Raw genomic sequence first — 25,315 nt, forward strand, 5'->3', positions numbered from 1 at the left:
ATTATGGCCCAATTTGCACCCCATTACAATCTGTTCAAAATAATAAATGCGCTTAGAAGCTTCCTTACGGTAGCATTTTGGGGCATTCTCATTGTGTCGATAATTCCGTTTATTGTGAAATATTTCGGGATTGACTGTCACATTGATGATATTCTCAATATTGCCAATATTATTTTCCTGTTCTTTTACTTTTTTATAGACATCATTATTGAATTCATTTTGATACCGCAGGCGGATGGTAAACGCCGTGATGACTTTCTTGACAATTCTTTCGGTAGTAACTTCGCGCTTCAGTCATCGGTAGGCTACTTTGATAATGATGAAGTTGCACAAGGCATATACAAAGCTGCCGTAAATCTTTTTGAAAATTGCTTTTTTACCCATAGTCTCATCAAGTATATCACCATTAGAAAAATTGTGCTTCCGCTGTGTGTATTACTAATTGTGGCAGTCTTTGCCTATATTGGTTTTAAGGATGCGCCTATAGCCTTATCCGTTTTGCAGGCATTGTTCTCAGCGACGATTTTAGGGGGGCTGATCAAACATTTGATCCTGATGGCACGCCTGAATACAATAGAGAAAGATTGGGTGTTCCTGTTTCAGGACCCGGCCTTTAAAACCAGGACTGTAGATTATGCGCACCATGTTTACAGAAACTGGTTGAGTTATGAATCCTTGCACAGTAAATTACCTGCGGAAATACCGGGGAGTATTTATAATAAGCTTAATCCTAAGCTAACCGCGGACTGGCAGCTTTTAAAAACCAGGTTTAACATCAGCTAGGATTCGATGAGCCTACTGCTTTACTGACATGGATTAACTGATCTGTTAACTAACACGACAAATTGACATTCCGTTTTCTGAAAATTGAAGCTGTGCAAATTAAAACGGGCGTTGGCACGATTATGAACAAGCCTTAATTGATTGAAGATCAATAAGGATAACAGTGCATTAGAGCTATAGCGGAGTTGACGGAAAAATGCTGTACCTATTGGTTATAACCAATAAACTGAAAAGTATGGCAAATAATGTTACTCAAGCTTTTAATGAATTTTTGGCAAACGCGGTTCGATTGGACACTGGGCGCTCAGATACCGCCAAAAGCAGTAGAGATTATCTCAAAGGACAAATACTCAAATTTCCCGATGATAAAGATTTCCCCGAAATACATCCCGATGGCGTTATAGACTACGGCTCCTTTGCACGGAAAACGAAAATCCGTCCCCTTGATGATATTGATATGATGGTGATCATGCACGGGCAAAGCGGCACTTATAATGAATTTTATGATAAGATCGAGATAACTGTTCATCCGGATGCCAGGACCCTGGTAAGTTTATGCAATGCCAATTCAGTTATCCTGAATTCGCGAAAAGTAATCGAAAAGTTTAAAGCCAGCTTAGGTAATATTACAGTATATGGTAAAGCAGATATCAAACGGAATATGGAAGCAGCAACACTAAAACTGGATTCTTATGAATGGATATTCGACATTGTGCCCTGCTTTCTGACCACGGCGGATGCAACCGGCAAAAGTTTTTATTTGATCCCGGATGGCAATGGAAATTGGAAAAAGTCAGATCCCAGGTTTGACAAAGAACGTATGCGGTCGACTAACGCACTGCAAAATGTTTCTGTTTTGGATATGATCAGGCTTTTCAAATACTGGACCGGCAGGGCGACCATGCCCACTATCAAATCCTATTTCCTAGAAAATCTCATTCTCAACTATTATAATTCCGGCGTGACAAGTTCCACGTATGTTGATTATGAAATCCCCAATGTCTTGGCTTACATCTATAACAATATTCACAATGCTTTAAACGATCCCAAAGGGTTCCAGGGAGATATCAATCACCTTACCTGGGACGAGCGTGAAAAAATAAAAAACAAAGCAGCAAAGGACTATCACATCGCAAAAGCTGCTATAGAATTTGAAACCAATAAAAACATGAGAGAATCAATCAATAAATGGCGGGAGATATTCGGTGAAAGTTTTCCTCAATATGCTTGATATGGAGACGATCTTTACGAGGCAGAACGAGCCGCAAAACATTGACAGGCTTGCTGCACAGAAACAGTTGTATATTGAGGCTAAGAAAGCTTTTATTTTTATGGTTTTCCTCGCCGTTCCATTAACAGTGACCTTAGCATTCGTAAAAATCGGCTTTGCATTATTTGGTATTGACATTACAGCCTTCGTGAACGTCTATTCCGTTAGTGTGGTCATCTCCGAATTGTTATTGGTTAACGTGGTGATCAATGGCTACAAAACGGATGCAGCTAAAATTCAGGAACAATTCGATTGTAATGTTTACAAGCTCGACTGGCATCGCATTGTAGTTGGGAAAAAGCCTAAGCAGGAAACTATTAATAAATATGCAGCGAAACTGAAGAAGTCCGGGGCCGACTTAAATAAGCTATATGATTGGTACCCCACCGAACTGGCTGCAAAGGATCATCTTACCGCTGTCCTGTTATGCCAGAAAACCAACCTGAATTATGACCAGGCAATAAGGACTTACTTTAAAAAATTAGTCTATAAGATCAGCCTTGCAGTTTTTCTTTTATTAGTAATTTCAGCATTGTTTTTCAACTATTCCTTTTGGGACTTCGTTGTAAAATTATTTATGAGCTGTCTGCCGGTGTTTGCCATGGGAATCAAAATTATTTTAGATCAAAATAAGGCCATTGAAACCGCCAGCATTCTGGCCGAATCTATAGAAAGTATTTTGGAAAACAATCAAATACAGGTGCAGGATATTCGGAGTGTTCAGGATAAATTATTTGCCAACAGAAAAGAATCGGGACTGATACCGGAAAAGTTATACGATAAAATAAGACAGCGGCTCGAGGATGAGATGCATCGCAATGCGGCGAGCTTTTGATCCATCAATATAATCCTTAGTTTAAACGACAATGACAGATAAGTGCAGATTATACGGTGTAGAGGAAGAACTCAGGCAAAGTCATATCCTGCCAAAGTTCATAATTGATTATTTCAAATCGACGGGTTCGAGATTTATCAGAGGTTTTAGTACACCAAACCAGCGCCGCCAGGATGGTATCAAGAGGAACTATCTCTCACATCAGGCCGAGCAGGATTTCAGTATCAGGGAAAAATGGTTTGCGGAGAATTTTTTCAGACGTTTTATGGACGATGGACAAAGCATTTTTCCTTATGACAAGAACCTCTATTATTTTTTGATCTCAGTGCTGTGGCGCGGATTATTGCATCAACTGGAATTACCCGAGATCTACAGCAACCCGCAGCTGAAGGTGGACTTTCCCAAGAACAGCTCTCTCTGCTTACCGAAGTATCCCAGAGTCAAATTGCTAGAACAGAGCTCGGTCAGGTAAATACCAGTATTAGTCATGTTTCAATCTATGCTAAGTTTCTGAAAGTTGATCCGAAAGATTTGTTCGATTTCGCTGATTTGAAGCAGAAGAGATGAAAAAGAGCGAGTAGTGCTACTAATTCAATAGCGTTTTGTAGATTTAAAAATTATTCGCTCTCTAATGAAAACATTGGTCAATATTCTGTTGCTTATTTCATGCCTGGGTTGTTCTTCACCATCTTCTCCGAAAACACAGGCAATGCCGAAAAACCTGGAGGAGTCAATCTCTTACCTCAAAAATGGATGGACTTCCTCCGAATTGAATTCGTTTAAAACCAAATCTGAACAAAAAGCCGTTGCTGAGGCCCACTTTGGAGCTGGACTTTGGATCAGAAATAATTGGATAAGAGGCGACAGAAATGTTCCTTTAGCCAAATATTTTAGATCATTGGGCATTAACCATCCCGATGATATGTCCTCGATCATCCTTACATCTTTGCACAGAAGATTAAATAACAAAAAAATCGGTGTGGATGAACAGGTTGAAGAACACAAAGTATATTGGAAAACCTTAAAGGAATGTCAAGAAAAAATTGCACTCATAGGCGTTAAAAACTATAACCGGTTTAAGGAAGGAGATCATATTTCAATCTATATGCACATAGATAATACTGATGGTTCGAGAAATGCTGTAGTTCTCAGCTGCCCAAATGTATACTGGAAATTTGATCCACAAACTGACCTTTTGATTAAAGGTACTATTGAAAAAAAGTATAACATCAATGCGCCATCGAATGTATTTTTTAGAGTAAAGATAAATAGCGCAAATAGAAACGATACTGATATTCTTATGCAGAAAATAAAAATTGGAGAAGATATCGACTTCTCACTTACAGGTTTGACCGTCGAATAAAATTGCAATTTATATTTCAGAAGAAAATTAATGGCTTATCACAATGAGTAAATGGACACCAATTTCATTAACAAAATTAAAAGAATGCATTTTACGTGTTGAATTAAAACTTGATGGTGAGTTGCTGAATTTCTGGAACCTGATTAAAATTGCGTCCCAGAAATGGCAGGAAAAAGAATATAGAAACGAAGGAGGAGGATTTTGGGTTGTTGCTGTTTTCGAAAATACAGTAATTTTTTATAATGATATCGAAGATGGGTTTAATATTTCGCCATATACAGTTTACGAACAGATTAGCGAATATGCATGTGAGCAGACCTAACTTGATTGCATAGTTAAAATGCTTTACAGGAGGATAAGCAAAGACCTCGTAACTAACTAACAATAACCCCCTAAAAATTGAACTTTTTAAACAAGTTTTTTGGAAACAAAGCTCCTGTGGTTGACTGGGAGATAGTAAAATATTCGGATCAGGTATATCCGAAACATTCTTTCACCCTCTTAAAGCTAACCATGCAAAATGGCAAGCTAGGCACCGGCTGGGTTGATAAATCATATAGAAAGTACGGGTTCAAAGAATTTTGCCCTTATCATATCGGGATAAGTATTGATCTCACTGATAAAGTTGCCGAGGATAATCCAGATTTGGATATGGGCACAATTGAAGATTTCTTTTCAGATGAATTGAAGAGGATATGCATTTGCCACTTGGTTTCTAGGTTGGTATCAGATAGAGGAATGGAAATCGAGTTTTATTCGGAAGAGAATGAACCTATCGAGCAATTTTTAAGAAAGGTTAGTCTGGCAGAAAACAGATTGGTATCTTTTACCTACGAAATAGATTTTGACCCGAAGTGGAAGCAAGTTAATACGTTACTTAACATATAACCTATTTTGCTTTTATTGAAAACATCAATAATTGAGCTCCAGTGCCTGAAAAGAGCGATCATACTATGAAAAACGAAATCGACATTTTATCTGACAGAGAAGTAGAAATTTGGGATTATGCCGAGTCTCAAAATGGAACGATGGATTTTGTAACCGAAAAACTTTCCGCAGAAGGAATATTCGAGCGATATCGGAATATCCATAAATCTTATCTTGAACTCTATTTTCGCATTGATGAAGAAACAATAAAGCTTGAAATCTTAAAGCGGCTGATATTTTTAAATTGGTACGCTCTAATAGAGCCAAGTTGTTATACAGGAATTGAAAATCTTGACAATACAACCGTATCTGAATCGTATTCCATTTTAAATCAATATTTAATCGATGGAAAAATCGATACAGAATTTAAGTGGATGTTGTCTTTTTATTCCAGTTGGGATTACACTATACTTGCATTTTCAGAGAATAAACTTGAAGCCTTAACTGCATTCGTAAAAGGGGTAGATAGTTCCATTTTAAGCTGTCCTAAAAATCAGTTGCCAAAAGGAACAATGGATAACAGGGGACAAATGGGAATTTACTGGATAAGTATGTCAGTTGAAAAAAAGATTACATGAGCACCCAAAACAAAAAGATATACAAGTCCTTATGCTTAACTATAAATTAATATATTAGTGATACAAAACCAGCAAATTTATAGCTCAAATACCACCGCTTATAGCTGCATTGGAGAATGTTTATGCTTGGTATATGTAAATTAGGCACAATATTGAAAGAAAACCGAATGAAGAAATTAATTATTGGAATTTTATTTTTCTCAACTTCTGTTTATGCACAGGAATTTAATTTTGAAATTCACAACACGAAGCTTACTGAATATTTGAAAATGGAAGAAAGATTGGGAAGTGAAAGAATTCCAACAACTTCAAATTACGTTTCTTTTGGTGGAGAAGCACAACCAATTAAATTTTTAAGAAAAGAAAAAATCATTCCTGACTTAACAGCGTATTATTTTTTCAAAAAAACAGACTCAACTATGTCCTATGTTCTTTATGAATGGGACGTGTCAAATTTTGAGAAACAAGATAATAACCAAAAATCAGAAATTTTTCAAAAAGCCTTAATTGCAAAATATACAGCACTAAAAAAACATATTTCACAGAATTTCGGACAGCCAGTGGTAAAAAGAAATTATTCTAATATTAGTCAATTGGATTCTATAAACACATTTGTAGAAAGTTCTACGTGGAAAACTAATGACAGCACTGAAATAGAAATGTATGCGACTGTTTCTAATTATTACGAAAGAAAAGGTGCAATGACTATTAACCCAACTCACAGAATAAGGCTTTATATTAAAAACCAATCGAAAGGAAGAGAAAAGGAAGTGCCAAAATTGGACGATAAAAAGTTGTCCGATTTAGAAATAATTAAAACCGATTTTTTCAAAGCCTTAAAAGCAAAGGATTTACCAAAATCAAAATCGTTTTTATCTGACTTAATCCGTGAGAAGGTTACAGACGGACAAATTAATATGTTAATTGACAATATTAATTTTGATAAAGAAACTAAATTGGTTTATAGCGGAATTCAGATGGGTCTTGATGGAAGTATGTTTACTCTACTTCAGTATAAATATTCTGACGACAATTCTAATCCTCCAAGTGAAATTATAAAGTTGACTTTTGACGACAAAAACAAAGTCGTAGGAATACAACCGATTAAATTGCAAAAGAAAATTAATGATTAAAAGTACTGTGCCTAACAGCGTCTTGGCAAAGTGGCGGAAAATCCTTCTACAACCTTTCCAATCTTTTAGTAATTTTATCAAAACCGCCACCATTCGCCAAGCCGCCAAACGTTACTGGAAAGCTTAAGAGAACAATACAGTGGACAACAAAATTGAAACATATTCGACACTTTGGAGTTTGGTTGACCTCGACCAGACAGACCACAAACTGAAGGAAATCGCGGTAATCTTCTTAAGTGCAATGAACGACTGGCCGACACATGATCAGCACAAAATTGCAGACTTTGACAAGGAACTTAAAGAATATTTCGGCTCACCATTGACAATTGAGAAAATACAACTAAAGAAGTTTAACGGAAAAAATGCTTGGCAGGTTGAAGCGGGCAGCTCAATAGTTGAAGTCATTGACACTTCGGCAAGATTTTGCAATGAAAGTAACTTCGATAATATATTAAAAAATATTCTTGATTTCTATGAACAGGAATTTAAGAAGACTGACTTTATTGCACAACTGAAATATAGGACAACAGAACAAGGTGGGAGACAGACTCCAGCTAAAAGCGGTTACAGACCACAAATAAAGTTTGACTTCATAGAAATGCAGACATCAGGACAACAAACTTTTATTGACAAGGAAACTGTTTTTCCTGGTGACACAGTTAACGCAAAAATTAAAATATTATCACCAGACTATTTTTCGGGTTGTCTAACAGAAGGAATGGAGTTTGAATTTAGAGAAGGTGAGACAGTTATTGGGGCAGGAGAAATAAAATATATCGTAAATGACAAACTTGAAAAAGCCAACCGGTAACAGCCCCCACCCAGATGGCGGGGTTTCGTGTTCCTAAGACAGTAATGATGAAAAATCAGTACTAAATCACAAATTGCTTTCAATTAACCACGCTTCGTTAGAGCCTGTATGAACAGAAATTATATGTTATTTAAGTATAAATCAGCCAAACATTTCATAATGCTGTTTTTTGCATTCTGCTTTATTTCGTGTGCTACGATTTTCGAAGATAGTCCTCTTACGCTCTTGAAAGAGGCTTATAATCATAAGAAAACAAAAAAAGCCATGGTGTTTATGAACGGTGGGAACGCAACAACTGATAATTCGTTGCATGTAGTTCTGGAAAATGCAGATTTTAAATTAACCGACGCAGAGTCAGGAAATGTTTTTATAGTAGATTCTGACCATAACTCTGCAAAACTGGATTCAAATGCGATAAACTTAACCTGGTTAAGTGAAAAAACTTTGGAAATCTCATTCGATTCAAAATTGAGGACATTTAAAAAAGCTGATGAAATAGATGGAGTGAAGATTGTATATAAAGAACGATAGAAACAACCATATGAAATAGGTAATGAAATTGATCATCTATATCTATGGATTGCCAGTGTCCGATCCTTAAAGATAATGCGGTACCGCCTACAAGGTAAAAGGAATTGAGCTGATGGTCTTGCATCAGTGTCTGGATTAGATACAGTTGTACTGGGATGGTGCATACACGACAAATATCGACCAAATAATTGGAAAGGTATTTGAGAATTATTTAGATAGGAATAATAGCAAATAGTATTTTACTACAACTCGTAAATATTCAAATGAAATTTTTGGCCAAAATATTATTACTTGTCATTATCGACTTCTGCATTATATGGGGCTGGGTGAGAACAATGGATCCCGATCCTAGTGTATCAATTGGCATAATTTTGCTAATTCCATTTGTGATTGTAATAAATCTTATTATCGCTGGAATTTTATTTTTCTTCAAAAAACAGTACTCGAAATTTTTTTTGATTAATGCAGTGATTTCAGCATTCATCATAAATTTTCTTTTTAGTGCAGAAATTAGTAGACATCAGAGAAATAGACTTGAAAGTTGGGAATTCAAATATAACAACAGGATATATAAGATAGTGCATTGGAAATCAGAAGGTACCTTTAGTATGAGTGAACAACTAGATCCTGGCGCATCATTACAATTTCTGGAAGGAAAGTTTATTGAGTCTAATAAGGAATATTATCTAACTACAGATTCCACTAAATATGTTATCCGAAAAAATATTCTTTACGGTTTCGGAAATGGAAGTAAGGGGATTGCTTTAAAAAAAAATGACCTCTAAGTTTTTGTACTTATGAAAGTTAATTCGATTTATGAAAATTGACCAAATATCAGAGATTGGAATAGACATCGAAGAAAGGCTGTACATAAAACCCTCAATAGCCCGTTTTGATCTCATTTATAGAACAGCTACAGAAGTACTCCCTCTGTCCGTAGAGTTAAGCATAGCGCCTCCAAGGATATTAGAGAACTTATAGACTCAAATAAAAGCGAGTCATAGACTCTTTTCTATTTGCTAATCCGTAGAGCCCTGCGGAACTCTACGGACAGACATGACAAGAACGATATTAAATAGTATAGAAAAAAAAATAAGCTTATCTTGAACAGAAAGGAAAAAATGGATTGGAGATTCAATGGCATCTGGTGGGATCAATTACAAGACGATACAATATTTAGAAAAGACTTTAAAGAACCTTCTAAATGGGTTACAAACAATGATCTTTCTGATTCTGAATACGCAGTTATCTGGCATTTAAAAGGAAAAGTAAACTCATTTGAAAACCTTTCTGACTCCGAGAAGTTATTGTACCTTGAATTGAACTGGGCTAATATCAAAGACTTTATTGGAATTGAAAAATTTAGTAACTTAAAAAGACTCGAGCTACATTATTGCACCAAACTAGCAAGCGATACCGGTTTGAGTGTTTTGAAAGACTCCTTAGAATTTTTACATATTAACCGAAGTAAGAAATTTGTACCAACAGACGAACTTCTTTCACTCAAAAAAATTAAAGTTTTGTGCCTAAATGAATGTGGAAACATCGATAATCTCGACTTTTTAAGCAACTTTCCAGAACTTATCGATTTCCGTTTCGTTAATACCAATATTTTGGATGGAAATCTCCAGCCAATCCTCGACCATCCCACGATAAGATCTGCAGGCTTTTTAAACAAGAGACACTATAACTATAAATATGAAAAAATCGACTCAATATTAGATGATAAATTTGCAATCGACAATAAAATATACGCCTATAAGGGCGAATACCGGACATTCAGATATGATTATGAATAGTTGAAATAAGGCGTGAATGATCATTGAACACTCACGCCTTAATTAAATTAACACACTTTTATATAATCAATATTTAAGAGAGACTATTATACGGCAGATTGAATTTATGCAATTTCTTTTTCAGTATCGCCATATCTTCACTCACTTTGATATCCAAAATTTTAGCGTAATGCTGTGTTGTCCTAATGTTCGTATGCCCGAGCATCTTTGAAACACTTTCAATCGGCACCCCATTCAATATTGTAACCGTAGTCGCAAAAGTATGGCGGGCAATGTGTGAGGTAAGTTTTTTCTCAATTCCGCACAGGTCAGCGATTTCTTTAATCTACACAAGATGTTCAGTTTGTAACAACCTGTACAGTAATTGATTATATGCCATTCGGTGAGTCAATTTTAACCGTTTTGCCTTACTCACCGAATCACTCACCAAAGTTTTGTGAATTCATGCGAATTTTGGCAATTCCCTAAAAGCAAAAACCCTGCTAATCGTGCGATTGCAGGGTTTTATACATTTTGATAGTCTTTGGTGTGATCCCGCTGGGATTCGAACCCAGGACCACTACATTAAAAGTGTAATGCTCTACCAGCTGAGCTACGGAATCTACTTTGTTCAAAAACGTTGCCCGTTTCCTTTAAAGTGGTGCAAATATAGGGTTATGAAGCATTTCTTGCAAATAAAAAATAGCCAAATGCGTTAGTGTATTGATTTATAGGCGAATTAATTATTTGCCTTCTCTTTTTTAAATAGATTTGATATTTTTATCGCTCCTAATTTAATATCCTCCTATGCGTAGATTACTTCTTGCCTTACTTTTTTTACCAACACTCTCCATATTATCCTGCCAATCTAACAAAGCTAAAGAAGAAGAAAAAGTAAGACATAAACAAGATTCCCTAGCATCATGCGAAAAGAACATGCCCAGCCGTTTTGGTGCAGTAAAGGATTCTTCGAGTTTTGCGGGCAATAAAGTAAGTCACGATGGTATGGTTTTAATTCCCGCTGGCGAATTTGCCATGGGTGCATCAGATAAAGAGGGCAGGGATGATGAATATCCCCAACATCAGGTTAAAGTATCTTCTTTCTGGATTGATGTTACCGAAGTAACCAATGCCAGTTTTAAAAAATTTGTAGATGCAACCGGATATAAAACCACTGCTGAACGTAAACCAGACTGGGAAGAGATGAAAAAACAGCTTCCCGCAGGTACACCAAAACCACCAGACAGTGTTTTTGTTGCTGCATCATTGGTTTTCTATCAACCTAAAAGTATTACGACCTTAAATGATGCCTCGCAATGGTGGCGTTGGGTTAAAGGTGCCGATTGGAAACATCCTCATGGCCCAAATAGCAATATTAAAGGAAAAGAAAACTTTCCGGTTGTACATGTATCCTGGGATGATGCCATGGCTTATTGTAAATGGTCAGGTAAACGTTTACCAACAGAGGCAGAGTGGGAGTATGCTGCAAGAGGGGCCTTGAAAAATGAAAAATATCCATGGGGAAATGAGGATATAGAGAAAGGTAAAGTAAAAGCCAATACCTGGCAGGGAGACTTTCCGATTAAAAACACCAATTGGGACGGTTTTAGTGGTTTAGCTGCAGTCAAAAAATTTAAGCCGAACGGCTATGGTCTTTACGATATGGCAGGCAACGTATGGGAGTGGTGCAGCGATTGGTATCGCCCAGATTATTATAGCACGATTACAGGGTTGAGCAACAATCCTAAAGGTCCATCAGATAGCTACGACCCTATGGAACCAACCGTTCCTAAAAAAGTGGTAAGGGGCGGTTCTTTTATGTGTAACGCCTCTTATTGCAAAGGCTACAGGGTAACTTCCAGAATGAAAACTTCTGTTGATACAGGCTTAGAGCATACTGGTTTTAGGTGCGTGAGCACTAACTAAAGCCCTTTTCTGTTAAAGTTAAAATTACGCAAACGTTTGACCCATATTTTATTAAATATTATTGTTTAGTTTGGCCCAAACAAATTAAACCGAACCAAAACTTTATGCAACCAACAACAAAACCAGGTCAAACGCAAGGGCCGAAACCACTTATTATTATTTGTGCCTTATTCTTCATTTTTGGCTTTGTAACCTGGGCAAACGGAACATTAATTCCTTTCTTTAAATTATCTTTCGGATTATCGAACTTACAAGCATTCTTCGTAACCTTTGCATCGTATATGGCTTACTTCTTTTTAGCTTTGCCATCTTCGTGGATACTAAAGAAAGTTGGTTTTAAAAATGGAATTGTTTTAGGTTTAGTAATTTTAGGCCTGGGCTCATTGATATTTATACCGGCGGCACAAACCAGAACTTTTGGTTTGTTTTTAACCGGAATTTTTGTACAGGGTGCGGCACTAGCTTTGCTGCAAACAGCATCAAACCCTTACCTCACCATCATTGGCCCAATAGAAAGTGCCGCAAAACGTATCAGTATTGCCGGTATCTGTAATAAGTTTGCCGGAATGATTGTGCCTTTGATTATGGGCACTTTGTTTTTGAAAAATGCTTCAGAAGTAGAAAAACAGATCAAAGCGGCCACCGGTGCTGTTCACGAACAGTTATTAAATGATGTTTTAGGTCGTGTAAATATGCCTTATATTGTTTTGGCAATCGTTTTCTGTCTTTTTGCGGTTTTTATTAAATTTACCAACCTTCCAGAAGTTGAGGTAGAAGAAGATGTGATCGACGAAACCAAAGGAGAGGTGGTAAAACATAAAAGCATTTTTCAGTTTCCACACTTATTCCTTGGCGCCCTTTGTATTTTTGTATACGTAGGAGCTGAGGTAATGGCCGGTGATATTATTGGTATTTACGGTCGTGAATTAGGTATCAGTACCGAGATTAGCGGTAAATTAACTTCCATTACGCTGTTTAGTATGTTAATCGGTTATATTATCGGTATCATTACCATTCCAAAGTACATCTCTCAACAAAAAGCCCTTAGAATTTGTGCCATTTTAGGCATTATATTTACCATATTATCTTTTGCTATTTCGAGTTGGTTTGCTGTAATTTTTGTAGCCTTATTAGGCTTGGCAAATTCACTAATGTGGCCTGCAATTTTCCCGCTGGGCATTAGCCATTTAGGCAAATTCACAAAAATTGGCTCAGCCATTATGGTTATGGGTATAGCAGGTGGGGCAATTATGCCATTATTATATGCGTTTTTAAATGAAAAATTACACATACACTTCCAGTTGGCCTATCTGTTAACCGTATTGCCTTGTTACTTATACATTCTGTTTTTCGCCATCAAAGGCCACAAAGCCGGATTGAATTTAAAATAACCAAAACCAAATAAATTTTATGATTAAGCCCGGTCTTTAATTAGATCGGGCTTTCTTTTGTCCTTAATTTTCGCTTATTTTACCCCAATTATTACAGAGGTTGAATCTTGATACGCAATACTCAAGTCTTGATACTTAATATTACAATACTCATATCCCAATAATGAATAAAGCTATTTTTCTCGACCGCGATGGTGTGCTTAATCACGAAATATACGATTACATCTGCCGCGTTGAAGATTTTAAAATCTTAGATTACCAAATTCCAGTATTAAAAAAACTATTCGACGAAGGTTATCTTCTAATCGTAATTACCAACCAGGGCGGTATTGCCTTAAAGCGTTATACCGAACAAGAACTGGCCATTATGCACCAAATGCTCCGTAATGCTTTTGTGGCTAAAGGGGCCGATATTGCTGGTTTTTATTATTGCCCGCATCATCCAACTGTTGGCGGCGAATGCAAATGCAGAAAGCCGGCTTCTGGAATGATTTTAGATGCAATTGACATGTATGATATTGACCCGGCACAATCTATTATGATCGGCGATAAGCCACGGGATGTTGAAGCTGCAAATGGGGCAGGAGTAAAGGGCATTCTAATCGAACCTGATGAGCAGATTAGTTATGAGAAGGTGAAGGAAGTCTTGAGTCGGGAGTCTTTAGTCTAGGGTTTTCAGGAAAAGTGCTAAGGACTGGTATTATCATTTGGGCGTTTTAACACGCTGTACACTGTATCTTTTTGGCTTTCTTTCGGCTGCGCTCTCCACAGGAGTCCTTTAGACAGGATGAAAGCCAAAAAGGATGCCGTTTCCATCGTTAACGCGTAATCACTTTATGGAGTTTCTAAACTGGCAAAAGAACTTTTATTACTGCCAGCTAGCCCTGATTGCAATGGCATTCCGGTTTTCGACTAATTTATCATTATCGAACATTTACCGGAATATAATGGAAAGCAGGACTGCAGAAACCGATCAGCACTGTTTCTGCGCTCCAAAAAAGAGAAAACGATAATATAACCTAACCGGTAATTTGTCCGTCATACATTTTACCGTTTACATTTTCTATAAAACAAAAAATCCTAAGTCTTAAACCGGAAACCCGACTCAAGACTTAGGACTAAAAGACTTTCGTCTTTATAATTCTTATTTCCCAGCAGCTTTAGCGTGGTCAGCTAAAAATGTAGCTAAACCGCTATCTGTTAATGGGTGTTTTAATAAACCAACAATAGCAGCCAAAGGTGCAGTAATTACATCAGCACCTAATTTAGCACAGTTTACAATGTGTAATGGGCCGCGGATTGATGCTGCTAAAATCTGAGTTTCGTAACCGTAGTTATCAAAAATAGTTCTAATATCTTCAATTAAAACCAAGCCATCGCTAGAAATATCATCTAAACGACCTAAAAACGGAGAAACGTAAGTAGCTCCAGCTTTAGCAGCCAATAAAGCCTGGCCGGCAGAGAAAATTAAAGTACAATTTGTTTTAATTCCTTTTGAAGAGAAATATTTAATGGCTTTAACACCATCTTTAATCATTGGAACTTTAACTACGATTTTTGGGTTTAAGGCCGCTAAAGCTTCACCTTCTTTAACAATTTCATCAAAAGTGGTAGAAATAACTTCAGCACTTACGTTATCATCAACAATATCGCAAATAGCTTTATAATGGTTAATTACATTTTGTTCGCCAGTAATACCTTCTTTCGCCATTAAGCTAGGGTTGGTGGTTACGCCATCTAAAATGCCAAGATCTTGCGCTTCTTTGATTTGATCAAGATTTGCTGTGTCAATAAAAAATTTCATGTTTATAAATTCTTAAATATTTGAGTTTCTATGATTGAACCCTGAAGAATTTAGTTCCCCCTTCAGGGGATTAAGGGAAAAGAAAAAAAGGGCAAGCACCTTCTATCGCACCGCTACAACCTTCTACCCTTGCTGTGTTCCCACCCTGGGGGAGTTCAAAGGGAGCTGGTCGTAAAAGACTTGCCCGGGCACAAAGGTAGAAAAAGAAGTTGTTACACAAAATGCATTTTTGTATTTTTTTTCTCTTTTAGGCTATCTGGCTGATTAGTAAATTAATAAAATTAAAATGTGTATTTTTAAATAGTTGTAAAAAATATGATATCAAGAATACTCTGAACATAGTATTTATATATAAATTATACGTTCACAAATAAATCAATAATTAAATCGATTTATTTACGGAATTAGCAGAAAAAGTGTATTTATTGTATGATATTACCATTATTAATATGGCAAATTTTTATCAATATCATTGTCATTTTTCCAATACTAAGGCTTTAAATTACTTAAGGACTAAAATTTTTCTAAAAATCGTGTCAACTCTGTAATTTAAGATTTGTTTTTCGTATCTTAGTGTTTCCTATACACTAACAACTAACGAGCAAAGAATGGAACCAAACAGTGGATTGTACGATGCGCAATTTGAACACGATGCCTGCGGTATTGGGTTCGTTGCACATGTGAAAGGGCGAAAATCGCATCAAATCATCTCTGATGCACTTACTATTTTAGAGAATCTAGATCATAGAGGGGCATGCGGGGCAGAACCAAATACAGGCGATGGAGCCGGTATTATGATTCAGATTCCTCACGAATTTTTTTACGACGAATGTTTAAAAGCTGGCTTTAGCCTACCAGAAACCAATAATTATGGTGTAGGTATGTTATTTATGCCAAAAGATATCAGATCGAGAGAAGAGTGCAGAGAATTGATTTACCGTGCCGCCGAAAAATTAGGCCTGGAAATTTTAGGTTTTAGAAAAGTTGATGTTGACACAACAGATATTGGCAATATGGCCCTTTCTGTTGAACCAGAAATTGAGCAGGTATTTATTGCCCGTCCTTATGCAGTAGCACCAGGGGCAGATTTCGAACGTAAACTTTATATTTTTAAAAATTACCTGATTAAACTGATCGTAAACACCGTTCATGGTGGTAAAGATTTTTATATCGTTTCGCTTTCTGCGCAAACCATTATATATAAAGGTCAGCTTACTTCCTTACAGGTACGTACATATTTTACCGACCTAACCGATAAGCGCATGGTTTCTGCTTTAGGTTTGGTTCACTCACGTTTTGCAACCAATACTTTCCCTTCGTGGAGGTTGGCCCAGCCATTCCGCTTTATTGCACATAATGGTGAGATCAACACTTTACAAGGAAATTTAAACTGGTTTAGAGCGGGCGTTAAATCTTTTGCTTCTGCTTACTTTACGCCAGAAGAATTAGATATGTTATTGCCTGTAATTGACGAATCCAATTCAGATTCAGGCTGTTTAGATAATGTTATTGAACTGTTACTTCACTCTGGAAGAACCTTGCCTCATGTATTAATGATGTTGGTACCAGAGGCATGGGACGGTAACGAAGATATGGATCCTGTTAAAAAGGCATTCTATGAATTCCACGCTACTTTAATGGAGCCATGGGATGGACCTGCAGCCATTGCTTTTACCGACGGTAAATTAATCGGTGCTACTTTAGACCGTAATGGTCTTCGTCCTTCCCGTTATGCCATTACTTCTGATGACCGTGTAATTATGGGTTCTGAGGCTGGTGCATTAGCCATCGACCAAAGTACGGTAATCGAAAAAGGCCGTTTAACGCCAGGCAAAATGTTTGTGGTGGATATGGAGCAGGGTAGAATCATCAGTGATAACGAAATTAAAGAAGAAGTTTGCGGTAAAAGCCCTTATGCCGATTGGATTAATCAATACCAGATCCGTTTAGAGGAATTACCCGAGCCACGTGTAATGTTCACCGGCTTATCTACAGAGTCTATTTTTAAATATCAACAGGTTTTTGGTTACAGCAGAGAAGATGTAGATCTTTTACTTAAACCAATGGCCATTGAAGGTAAAGAACCGATCGGTTCGATGGGTACCGATACACCACTGGCTATTTTATCAAAACGCCCTCAGCATTTATCTTCTTATTTTAAGCAGTTATTTGCACAGGTAACCAATCCACCGATTGATCCGATCAGGGAGAAAGTGGTGATGAGTTTGGCCAGTTTTATGGGTAGCATGGGTAACTTGCTGGAAGAAACACCAAAACAGGCACATTGTGTAGCCATTAAACACCCGATTTTAACCAACCAGGAATTGGAGAAGTTAAGAAGTATTGACACAGGTGTTTTCCAGGCGAAAACTTTACAGACTTATTTCAGGGCCGATGGCAAGCCGGGTGCTATGGCGAAAGCTTTAGACCGTTTATGCCGTTATGCAGTTGATGCGGTTGAAGATGGTTTCCAGGTAATTGTATTAACCGATAGAGCTATTGACTCTGAGCACGCTGCAATGCCTTCTTTATTAGCCGTTTCTGCCGTACACCATCACTTAATCCGCAAAGGATACCGTGGGGCCGTGGGTATTGTAATAGAGGCTGGTGACATTTGGGAAGTACATCATTTCGCCACATTACTGGGCTTTGGCGTTACAGCCATTAACCCTTATCTGGCTTTGGAAACCATTAATGAGTTTAAAGAAGAATCGGGCTTATCAACAGAGCAGCTTACCAAGAACTATATCTACGCGGTAAACAGCGGTTTACTTAAAATTTTCTCTAAAATGGGAATCTCAACCTTGCAATCATATCAGGGAGCGCAGATTTTCGAGATTTTAGGTTTAAATAAACAAGTAGTGAATACTTATTTCACCGGTGCAGTTTCGCGTATTGGTGGCTTGGGACTAGATGAAATTGCAAGAGAAACGTTAATTAAACATCACCGCAGTTTTGGCCCGTTAACAGAAACAGAAAACTTGTTGCCAGCTGGTGGAACTTATAAATTCCGCCGTAAAGGTGAAGCGCATTTGTTTAACCCGCAAACCATTCACTTGCTGCAAAATGCAACACGTAAAAACGATTATAATATTTTCAAACAGTACTCTAAACTGGTGAATGAGCAAACACAACAAGCTTATACCATCCGTGGATTGTTCGAATTTAACTATAGTCGCCCATCGGTACCTTTAAATGAGGTAGAATCTACAGAGTCAATCTTAAAAAGATTTGCAACCGGGGCAATGTCTTTCGGTTCAATTTCTCATGAGGCACACTCTACTTTAGCGATTGCCATGAACCGTATCGGTGGAAAGAGCAATACCGGAGAGGGTGGTGAAGATGAAATGCGTTATACTAAATTGCCAAATGGCGATAGCATGCGCTCGGCAATTAAACAAGTGGCCTCTGCACGTTTTGGTGTAACCAGTTACTACTTAACCAATGCTGATGAGTTACAGATTAAAATGGCTCAGGGCGCTAAACCAGGAGAAGGTGGTCAATTACCAGGACATAAAGTAGATGATTGGATTGCAAAAGTTCGTCACTCTACACCAGGGGTTGGTCTAATTTCACCTCCGCCACACCACGATATTTATTCGATCGAAGATTTAGCACAGTTAATTTTTGATTTGAAAAATGCTAACCGTGCCGCAAGGATCAATGTGAAATTGGTTTCGAAAGCGGGTGTAGGTACTATTGCAGCGGGTGTTGCGAAAGCACATGCCGATGTGATTCTGGTATCTGGTTTTGATGGTGGAACGGGAGCATCTCCTTTAACCTCAATCCAACATGCTGGTTTACCATGGGAGTTAGGCTTAGCAGAAGCACACCAAACTTTGGTAAAAAACAAATTGCGTAACCGTATCGTGTTACAAACAGATGGCCAGCTTAAAACTGGTAGAGATATCGCTATTGCTGCATTACTAGGTGCTGAAGAATGGGGTGTTGCAACAGCAGCCTTAGTAACTTCGGGATGTATTATGATGCGTAAATGCCATTTAAATACTTGTCCGGTTGGCGTAGCAACGCAAGATCCGGAATTAAGAAAATTATTTACGGGTGATGCTGATCATGTAGTAAACTTATTTTATTTCCTTGCCGAAGAGTTACGTGAGATTATGGCTGAATTAGGTTTCAGAACCATCCACGAAATGATCGGTCAGGCTGATATTTTAAAAGTACGCGAATTGCCTGCTGAAGATTGGAAATTGAAACACCTTGATTTATCAGCTATATTATATAAAGCAGAAGACAATGGCTTGCCTTTATTTAATACTGAAGGCCAGGATCATGGTTTGGACCAGGTTTTAGATCATAAATTAATTGCAGCTGCACAACCTGCTATTGACCATAACGAACCTGTATTTGCCAGTTTTGATGTGAAAAATACCGACCGTGCACTGGGTACCATGTTATCAAATGAAATTTCGAAAGTTCATTTAGGCGCTGGTTTACCTCCGGATACGATCAACTTTAAATTTGTTGGTTCGGCCGGACAAAGTTTCGGTGCTTTCAATACCCGTGGGGTAACGTTATCACTAGAAGGTGAAGCGAACGATTACGTAGGTAAAGGATTATCGGGTGCAAGATTAGCCATCTATCCTTTCTCAAACTCAACTTTTATCCCTGAGCAAAATATCATAATCGGTAACGTAGCTCTTTATGGTGCAACATCTGGTGAGTTATTTGCCCGTGGTAAAGCAGGTGAGCGTTTCGCCGTACGTAACTCTGGTGCAACAGCTGTTGTTGAAGGAGTTGGCGATCACGGCTGCGAGTACATGACAGGAGGTGAAGTGCTGATTCTTGGTGATACGGGAAGCAATTTCGCTGCTGGTATGAGTGGTGGTGTAGCTTGGATTTATGATGCCAATGGAACTTTTGCACGCAAATGCAATAAAGAAATGGTTGATCTTGATCCATTACAAGCTGAAGATGAGGAGCGTATTTTAGCTTTACTTAAAACACATATCCGCCTAACGGATAGTAAAGTAGCTGAGTTTATCTTAAGTGATTGGAAAACTCAATCTGCTCATTTCGTAAAAGTATTCCCTAAGGAATACAAAGCAGTTTTAAGTAAACGTAATCAACAAGTAAAAACACACTAGGTCATGGGAAAAGTAACAGGATTTCAAGAATACGATAGAGTTGCGCCCACTAGAGAAGAGGCTGCAACGCGTGTAAAACACTACGGTGAATTTTTAAATAATTTACCTTCACAAGAATTAAACAATCAAGCTGCCCGTTGTATGGATTGCGGCGTACCTTTCTGCCAATCAGGCTGCCCACTGGGTAATGTGATACCAGAATTTAACGACGCTGTTTATCAAAGTAAATGGGAATTAGCTGCCAATATTTTATTAAGCACCAATAATTTCCCTGAATTTACTGGTAGAATTTGCCCAGCCCCATGCGAATCTGCATGTGTGTTAGGCATTAACAGACCACCTGTTTCTATCGAGGAAATTGAAAAACACATCATCGAAATTGCTTTCGAAAAAGGATTTATCAAAGCAAAAGCGCCATTAATCAGAACTGGTAAAAAAGTAGCTGTAATTGGTTCAGGTCCTGCGGGCTTAGCTGCTGCTGCTCAATTAAATAAAGTTGGACATGAAGTTACCGTTTTCGAACGTGATGATGCTCCGGGTGGCTTATTGAGGTATGGTATTCCTGATTTTAAACTACAGAAAAATGTAGTAGATCGCCGTATCGATTTAATGAAAGAAGAAGGCATCATCTTTAAATGCAATGCCAATGTAGGCGAAAATGTTGAAATAGGTACTTTGTTGCGCGATTTCAATGCGATTGTATTGGCTGGAGGTTCAACTATTCCACGCGATTTACCAATTGATGGTCGCTCGGCTAAAGGTGTACATTTCGCAATGGATTTCTTGAAACAACAAAATAAACGTGTAGCGAGCAGAACCGTTGAAGCGGAAGATATTATGGCTACCGGTAAAAATGTAATCGTAATTGGTGGTGGCGATACCGGATCTGACTGTATTGGTACTTCAAACCGTCATGGTGCAAAATCGGTTACACAATTCGAGATTATGCCGATGCCGCCACAGGCACGTAACGAGCATATGCCTTGGCCAAATTACCCAATGTTGCTAAAAAATACTTCTTCTCACGAAGAAGGTGCACAAAGGGCTTGGTCGGTAAATACTAAAAACTTTATTGCTGATGAAAAAGGAAACCTTAAAGGATTAAAAGTAGTTGATGTGGAATGGGAAATTGATGCAAACGGACGTCCGGTTACTTTTAAAGAAATAGCTGGTACCGAAAGAGATCTTCCATGTGAACTGGTACTTTTAGCAATGGGTTTCTTACACCCTCAAAAAGAAGGTTTAATTGAGAAGTTAGGTGTAGAGTTAGATAACCGCGGAAACGTAAAAGCATCTGAACACACTTACCAAACCAATATTGCTAAGATTTTTGCTGCAGGCGATGTTCGCCGCGGACAATCATTAGTGGTTTGGGCCATTTCAGAAGGTAGAGAAGCTGCCCGTAAGGTAGACGAATACTTAATGGGGACAACCAAACTGGCATCGAAAGATGCAGTTGCATACGCTTAGTAGGTTTTAAATTCTATATTTTTAGGGTCGTGGTGCAAATCACGACCTTTTTTATTTAATCCTTTTCTATCATATACTGTCCGTGGAGTTAAACGCAGAATCTCTACGGATTTGCTAATAGGATTGAGTTTTAAACTCAGCAATAAGACTGATTCACGTACTGTCCGTGGAGTTAAACGCAGTGCCTCTACGGATTATCAATAGAATTGAGTTTGTAACTCAAATAATGGCGAGTCACAGACTCTTTGCCATTCTGCAATCCGTAGAGCCCTTCGGAACTCTACGGACAAAAACTATACAGAAACTATATACTGTCCGTAGAGTTAAGCGCAGAATCTCTACGGATTTGCTAATAGGACTGAGTTTTAAACTCAGCAATAAGACTGATTCACGTACTGTCCGTAGAGTTAACGCAGTGCCTCTACGGATCTATAAATAGAATTGAGTTTGTAACTCAAATAATGACGAGTCACAGACTCTTTGCCATTCTGCAATCCGTAGAGCCCTTCGGAACTCTACAGACAGATATTCTTTAAACTAAAAGCTTATATTAGTATATGGGAGAAAGGGGCTATCAAATAAAAGATCATGAAGCATTACACTTTATAACATTTGCTACAGTGCAATGGGTAGATGTATTTACTAGAAAAGAGTACTCGGATATTGTTGTAGAAAGCTTAATTTACTGTAAAGAAAATAAAGGTTTAAGGATTCATGCATGGTGTATTATGAGTAATCATTTACATTTGATATTATCCGTAAATGAGAATAACAACTTGTCTGACGTATTAAGAGATTTTAAGAAATTTACATCTAGCCATATTATTAAGGCCATCAAAAATAATACTCATGAAAGTAGACGGAATTGGATGCTTTGGATATTCAAAAAGGCTGGTGAAGAAAATAAAAGAAATAAAGATTACCAGTTTTGGCAACAGGAAAATCATCCTGTAGAACTTTCTACAAACGAAATGATAGATCAGAGGTTAAATTATTTACATAATAATCCTGTAAGATCAGGGGCAGTTAGAACCGCAGAAGAATACGTTTACTCTTCTGCAATTGATTATTATACAACAGAAAGCGGCTTGATAGGAATAGAGTTTATAGCATAAAAAACAAATAATATCAGGTGGGGGCATGCTGTCCGTAGAGTTAAACACAGTGTCTCTACGGATCTATAAATAGAATTGAGTTTGCAACTCAAAAATAATAACGGGTCACAGATCCTTTTCCATCCTCCAATCCGTAGAGCCCTTCGGAACTCTACAGACAGAAACTATATACGATATATACTGTCCGTAGAGTTAAACGCAGTGCTTCTACGGATCTATAAATAGAATGAGTTGTAACTCAAAAATAATGACGAGTCACAGACTCTTTGCCATTCTGCAATCCGTAGAGCCCTTCGGAACTCTACAGACAGAAACTGAATATACGATATATACTGTCCGTAGAGTTAAACGCAGTGCCTCTACGGATCTATAAATAGAATTGAGTTTGTAACTCAAAATAATAACGGGTCACAGACTCTTTTCCATCCTCCAATCCGTAGAGCCCTTCGGAACTCTACGGACAGACATTTATTTCTTCTCCTAGCATACTGAATTAACAATCGTGATTTGCTCAAGAGTCTTGTTCTATGCATGTTTTCAGAATTTTTAGGGTTGTGTTCCAGTAAAATACCAAATGTTTATAAATGATATCTGTAGGGAAATTACATAGATTAATTGTTAAGTTACTTCCTTTTTCATTTGGACGGAGCAGGAATTCGATGGTAGTATAACTTTCTGGTTGTTCTGGCAGGTTGGATAGAGAGCTTAAATGGCTATATTGTAACTGTTCTTCAGGCTTAAATTGAAGAACATTTCCTTTATTTTCAAACGGTGTTTGCGATAGTATACCGCGGATGGTGATTGGAGCGCCGATAATCCAATCGGTATTGATTTCGATCAGTGATTCAGACATCCACTGCTGCATGATTTCTGTATCGGTTAGGGCTTTCCAGACTTTCAAAGGGCTGCTATGAATGTCAATACTGTTGCTGTATGGAATATTGGTAGTTTGCATAACATTTCTAAATATCGCTATTATCTAATATGTTTTAACTCTTTTATGCCAAAAGGCAATAACAACTTTTAGCGGGGTGAATAAGAAAGGCGATTTAATCGCTATTAAGTTTCTTCCCGCATTACAAATGCAGTTTCGTTAGCGATTTAAATTTAAAACAATTTCAATTGCTCGTTTCTCGGCGGTTTCTCCTTCCCAAAAACGGTTCTGCCGCCATATTTCCAGCTTTCAGCGCGTTCTTTGTGAATCAGCTTTTCAAAATCCATATTCGGAACAAAGTTTTTTTCTGCATTACTGGCAATTTGATGTAATGATTTAATGGCTTGTTGTTTATCGGTATTTCCAATCTTCGCTTTTTCAATTGATTTCTGCAAAACCCTTATGGTCTCATCATAAACATTTACAGGCACAGGAAAGGGATGTCCATCTTTACCGCCATGTGCAAAAGAATAACGGGCAGGATCGGTAAATCGGGAAGGCGCACCATAAATTACCTCACTCACTAAAGCCATCGATTGTAAGGTTCTTGGCCCCATGCCTTCAAGTAATAATAATTCCTCAAAATCTCTCGGCTGCTTTTCCTGGGCCAGCCACAATATACTGCCTAAACGTTTTATATCTACATCTTTTGATTTTACATCATGATGGTTGGGTAATACCAATTTTTGTATTTCACCAAGCATCCGCGTCGGCGATTCAGCTGTAATGCTCATCATGCTCTGCCTTGCCTTATCAGCATCATTAGCTGTTAGGTTCAAGATCTTACCTTGATTAATGCCACAGATACCTGTGTGCGGTTCTTCCACAAAAGATTTTAAGTTTTCAGAATGCCAGTGGTATCTTCTCGCTGTTGAGCTGCTATCACTCATACCTTGTTGCACCACTGCCCAATCGCCTTCGTTGCTTAAAATAAAACTATGAAGATACAGTTGAAAACCATCTTGAATCGCCGTGTTGTCTACTTTTGCACTGAGTTTACTGGCCCGTACCAATGCTGTTCCATTTAAACCCGTTTTATCGGCAATTTTTAAAAGTTCATTTGGTGTTTCTCTGCTGTGTTTTCCTTTGCCTCCACAAATGTAAATTCCCAACTCTTTCGATAAGGGATTGATCGATTTCTTTAAAGCGCCCATTACCGATGTCGTAATACCTGAGGAATGCCAATCCATACCCATTACAGCGCCTAAGCTTTGGAACCAAAAAGGACTGCTTAATCGGCGTATTACTTCCGCCTTACCATATTCTAATAGTATCGCTTCTGTTATAGCCAGGCCAAGTGCTGCCATACGCTGTGCCAGCCATGGTGGTACATGGCCATAATGTAGGGGTAAATCTGCGCTTCCTGATCTTTTCAATACTAACAAATTTAGTAAAATATTATTTAAAAAAGGTTTTATTTTATTGGCGATAGAAAGGACCTGACTTTAATAAAGGCGATTAACCGATGTAAACTAAACTTGATTGGAGTGAGCATGTCGATTTTTCATCGGCATAAAACGGAAAGCAAGGCTGAACCTAACCTAAGAATTACAACTAT

General features: G+C 37.8%; 22 protein-coding genes, 1 tRNA gene, 1 other RNA gene and 1 pseudogene. 19 read left to right on the plus strand and 6 right to left on the minus strand.

Translation table 11 applies throughout. The annotated features are described in order from the left end of the window. Window positions 1–3: 3 nt before the first annotated feature. From FHT21_RS08785 to FHT21_RS08845, 13 genes are all read left to right on the plus strand, one after another. The gene (locus FHT21_RS08785) at window positions 4–783 is read left to right on the plus strand and encodes a hypothetical protein (protein WP_167294313.1); all 780 of its coding nucleotides are present in this window, start codon (window positions 4–6) and stop codon (window positions 781–783) included. A 235-nt stretch (window positions 784–1,018) separates the two neighbouring features. Beyond that, window positions 1,019–2,014 carry a nucleotidyltransferase gene (locus tag FHT21_RS08790; RefSeq protein WP_167294314.1) on the plus strand — a complete coding sequence of 332 codons (996 nt, stop codon included), beginning with the start codon at window positions 1,019–1,021 and terminating at the stop codon, window positions 2,012–2,014. Between the two features lies 1 nt (window position 2,015). After that, the gene (locus tag FHT21_RS08795) at window positions 2,016–2,888 is read left to right on the plus strand and encodes an S-4TM family putative pore-forming effector (RefSeq protein ID WP_167294315.1); all 873 of its coding nucleotides are present in this window, start codon (window positions 2,016–2,018) and stop codon (window positions 2,886–2,888) included. A 31-nt stretch (window positions 2,889–2,919) separates the two neighbouring features. Next, entirely contained in the window at window positions 2,920–3,360 is a 441-nt protein-coding gene (locus FHT21_RS24935) for a hypothetical protein (RefSeq protein WP_243853930.1), read from the plus strand. Window positions 3,361–3,519: 159 nt separating this feature from the next. Then, entirely contained in the window at window positions 3,520–4,251 is a 732-nt protein-coding gene (locus tag FHT21_RS08805) for a DUF6794 domain-containing protein (protein WP_167294317.1), read from the plus strand. A 43-nt stretch (window positions 4,252–4,294) separates the two neighbouring features. Next, window positions 4,295–4,573 (plus strand): hypothetical protein, encoded by a 279-nt coding sequence (locus tag FHT21_RS08810; protein WP_243853932.1) that lies wholly within the window; start codon window positions 4,295–4,297, stop codon window positions 4,571–4,573. Between the two features lie 77 nt (window positions 4,574–4,650). Continuing rightward, complete coding sequence (locus FHT21_RS08815) at window positions 4,651–5,139, plus strand: DUF695 domain-containing protein (RefSeq protein ID WP_167294318.1); 489 nt, start codon at window positions 4,651–4,653, stop codon at window positions 5,137–5,139. A gap of 65 nt (window positions 5,140–5,204) precedes the next feature. After that, the gene (locus FHT21_RS08820) at window positions 5,205–5,756 is read left to right on the plus strand and encodes a hypothetical protein (protein WP_167294319.1); all 552 of its coding nucleotides are present in this window, start codon (window positions 5,205–5,207) and stop codon (window positions 5,754–5,756) included. Between the two features lie 167 nt (window positions 5,757–5,923). After that, entirely contained in the window at window positions 5,924–6,889 is a 966-nt protein-coding gene (locus FHT21_RS08825) for a hypothetical protein (RefSeq protein ID WP_167294320.1), read from the plus strand. Window positions 6,890–7,028: 139 nt separating this feature from the next. Next, window positions 7,029–7,700 carry a hypothetical protein gene (locus FHT21_RS08830; RefSeq protein ID WP_167294321.1) on the plus strand — a complete coding sequence of 224 codons (672 nt, stop codon included), beginning with the start codon at window positions 7,029–7,031 and terminating at the stop codon, window positions 7,698–7,700. Between the two features lie 159 nt (window positions 7,701–7,859). Further along, window positions 7,860–8,231: a hypothetical protein gene (locus tag FHT21_RS08835; protein WP_167294322.1), complete on the plus strand. Its 372-nt coding sequence runs from the start codon at window positions 7,860–7,862 to the stop codon at window positions 8,229–8,231. A 272-nt stretch (window positions 8,232–8,503) separates the two neighbouring features. After that, the gene (locus FHT21_RS08840) at window positions 8,504–9,016 is read left to right on the plus strand and encodes a hypothetical protein (RefSeq protein WP_167294323.1); all 513 of its coding nucleotides are present in this window, start codon (window positions 8,504–8,506) and stop codon (window positions 9,014–9,016) included. Window positions 9,017–9,334: 318 nt separating this feature from the next. Further along, complete coding sequence (locus FHT21_RS08845) at window positions 9,335–10,030, plus strand: hypothetical protein (protein WP_243853934.1); 696 nt, start codon at window positions 9,335–9,337, stop codon at window positions 10,028–10,030. 73 nt (window positions 10,031–10,103) lie between these two features. Here the strand turns inward: FHT21_RS08845 and FHT21_RS08850 are convergent. Together FHT21_RS08850 and FHT21_RS08855 are read right to left on the minus strand one after the other, a co-directional pair. Beyond that, window positions 10,104–10,355 (minus strand): annotated as a pseudogene (locus FHT21_RS08850) (tyrosine-type recombinase/integrase); the annotation flags it as partial. Window positions 10,356–10,559: 204 nt separating this feature from the next. Beyond that, a tRNA-Lys gene (locus FHT21_RS08855) sits at window positions 10,560–10,632 on the minus strand. A 184-nt stretch (window positions 10,633–10,816) separates the two neighbouring features. Between FHT21_RS08855 and FHT21_RS08860 the strand changes: the two genes are divergently transcribed. The 3 genes from FHT21_RS08860 (at window position 10,817) to FHT21_RS08870 (ending at window position 13,996) form a co-directional block, all read left to right on the plus strand. Further along, on the plus strand, window positions 10,817–11,935 hold the full coding sequence (locus tag FHT21_RS08860) for a formylglycine-generating enzyme family protein (RefSeq protein ID WP_167294324.1): 1,119 nt from the start codon (window positions 10,817–10,819) through the stop codon (window positions 11,933–11,935). Between the two features lie 104 nt (window positions 11,936–12,039). Beyond that, window positions 12,040–13,326: a sugar MFS transporter gene (locus FHT21_RS08865; protein WP_167294325.1), complete on the plus strand. Its 1,287-nt coding sequence runs from the start codon at window positions 12,040–12,042 to the stop codon at window positions 13,324–13,326. A 163-nt stretch (window positions 13,327–13,489) separates the two neighbouring features. Next, the gene (locus tag FHT21_RS08870) at window positions 13,490–13,996 is read left to right on the plus strand and encodes an HAD family hydrolase (protein ID WP_167294326.1); all 507 of its coding nucleotides are present in this window, start codon (window positions 13,490–13,492) and stop codon (window positions 13,994–13,996) included. A gap of 474 nt (window positions 13,997–14,470) precedes the next feature. On the opposite strand, the gene fsa is transcribed toward FHT21_RS08870, so the two are convergent. Both fsa and ffs read right to left on the minus strand, forming a co-directional pair. After that, window positions 14,471–15,130, minus strand: a complete 660-nt coding sequence (fsa, locus tag FHT21_RS08875; protein WP_167294327.1) for a fructose-6-phosphate aldolase — start codon at window positions 15,128–15,130, stop codon at window positions 14,471–14,473. An 86-nt stretch (window positions 15,131–15,216) separates the two neighbouring features. Next, window positions 15,217–15,316, minus strand: an RNA gene (gene ffs / locus FHT21_RS08880) — signal recognition particle sRNA small type. A 422-nt stretch (window positions 15,317–15,738) separates the two neighbouring features. On the opposite strand from ffs, the gene gltB reads away from it, so the two are divergent. From gltB to FHT21_RS08895, 3 genes are all read left to right on the plus strand, one after another. Then, a complete protein-coding gene (gltB, locus tag FHT21_RS08885; RefSeq protein ID WP_167294328.1) occupies window positions 15,739–20,238 on the plus strand; it encodes a glutamate synthase large subunit in 4,500 nt (1,499 codons plus the stop codon). A gap of 3 nt (window positions 20,239–20,241) precedes the next feature. Further along, window positions 20,242–21,708, plus strand: a complete 1,467-nt coding sequence (locus FHT21_RS08890) for a glutamate synthase subunit beta (RefSeq protein WP_167294329.1) — start codon at window positions 20,242–20,244, stop codon at window positions 21,706–21,708. Between the two features lie 557 nt (window positions 21,709–22,265). Further along, window positions 22,266–22,823 carry a transposase gene (locus FHT21_RS08895; RefSeq protein ID WP_167294330.1) on the plus strand — a complete coding sequence of 186 codons (558 nt, stop codon included), beginning with the start codon at window positions 22,266–22,268 and terminating at the stop codon, window positions 22,821–22,823. 511 nt (window positions 22,824–23,334) lie between these two features. On the opposite strand, the gene FHT21_RS08900 is transcribed toward FHT21_RS08895, so the two are convergent. Beyond that, entirely contained in the window at window positions 23,335–23,778 is a 444-nt protein-coding gene (locus FHT21_RS08900) for an SRPBCC domain-containing protein (protein WP_167294331.1), read from the minus strand. Window positions 23,779–23,930: 152 nt separating this feature from the next. Next, window positions 23,931–25,133: a DUF763 domain-containing protein gene (locus FHT21_RS08905; RefSeq protein WP_167294332.1), complete on the minus strand. Its 1,203-nt coding sequence runs from the start codon at window positions 25,131–25,133 to the stop codon at window positions 23,931–23,933. Window positions 25,134–25,315 lie beyond the last annotated feature (182 nt).

This window comes from Pedobacter sp. SG908, assembly GCF_011759615.1.
Classification (GTDB): Bacteria; Bacteroidota; Bacteroidia; order Sphingobacteriales; family Sphingobacteriaceae; genus Pedobacter; species Pedobacter riviphilus.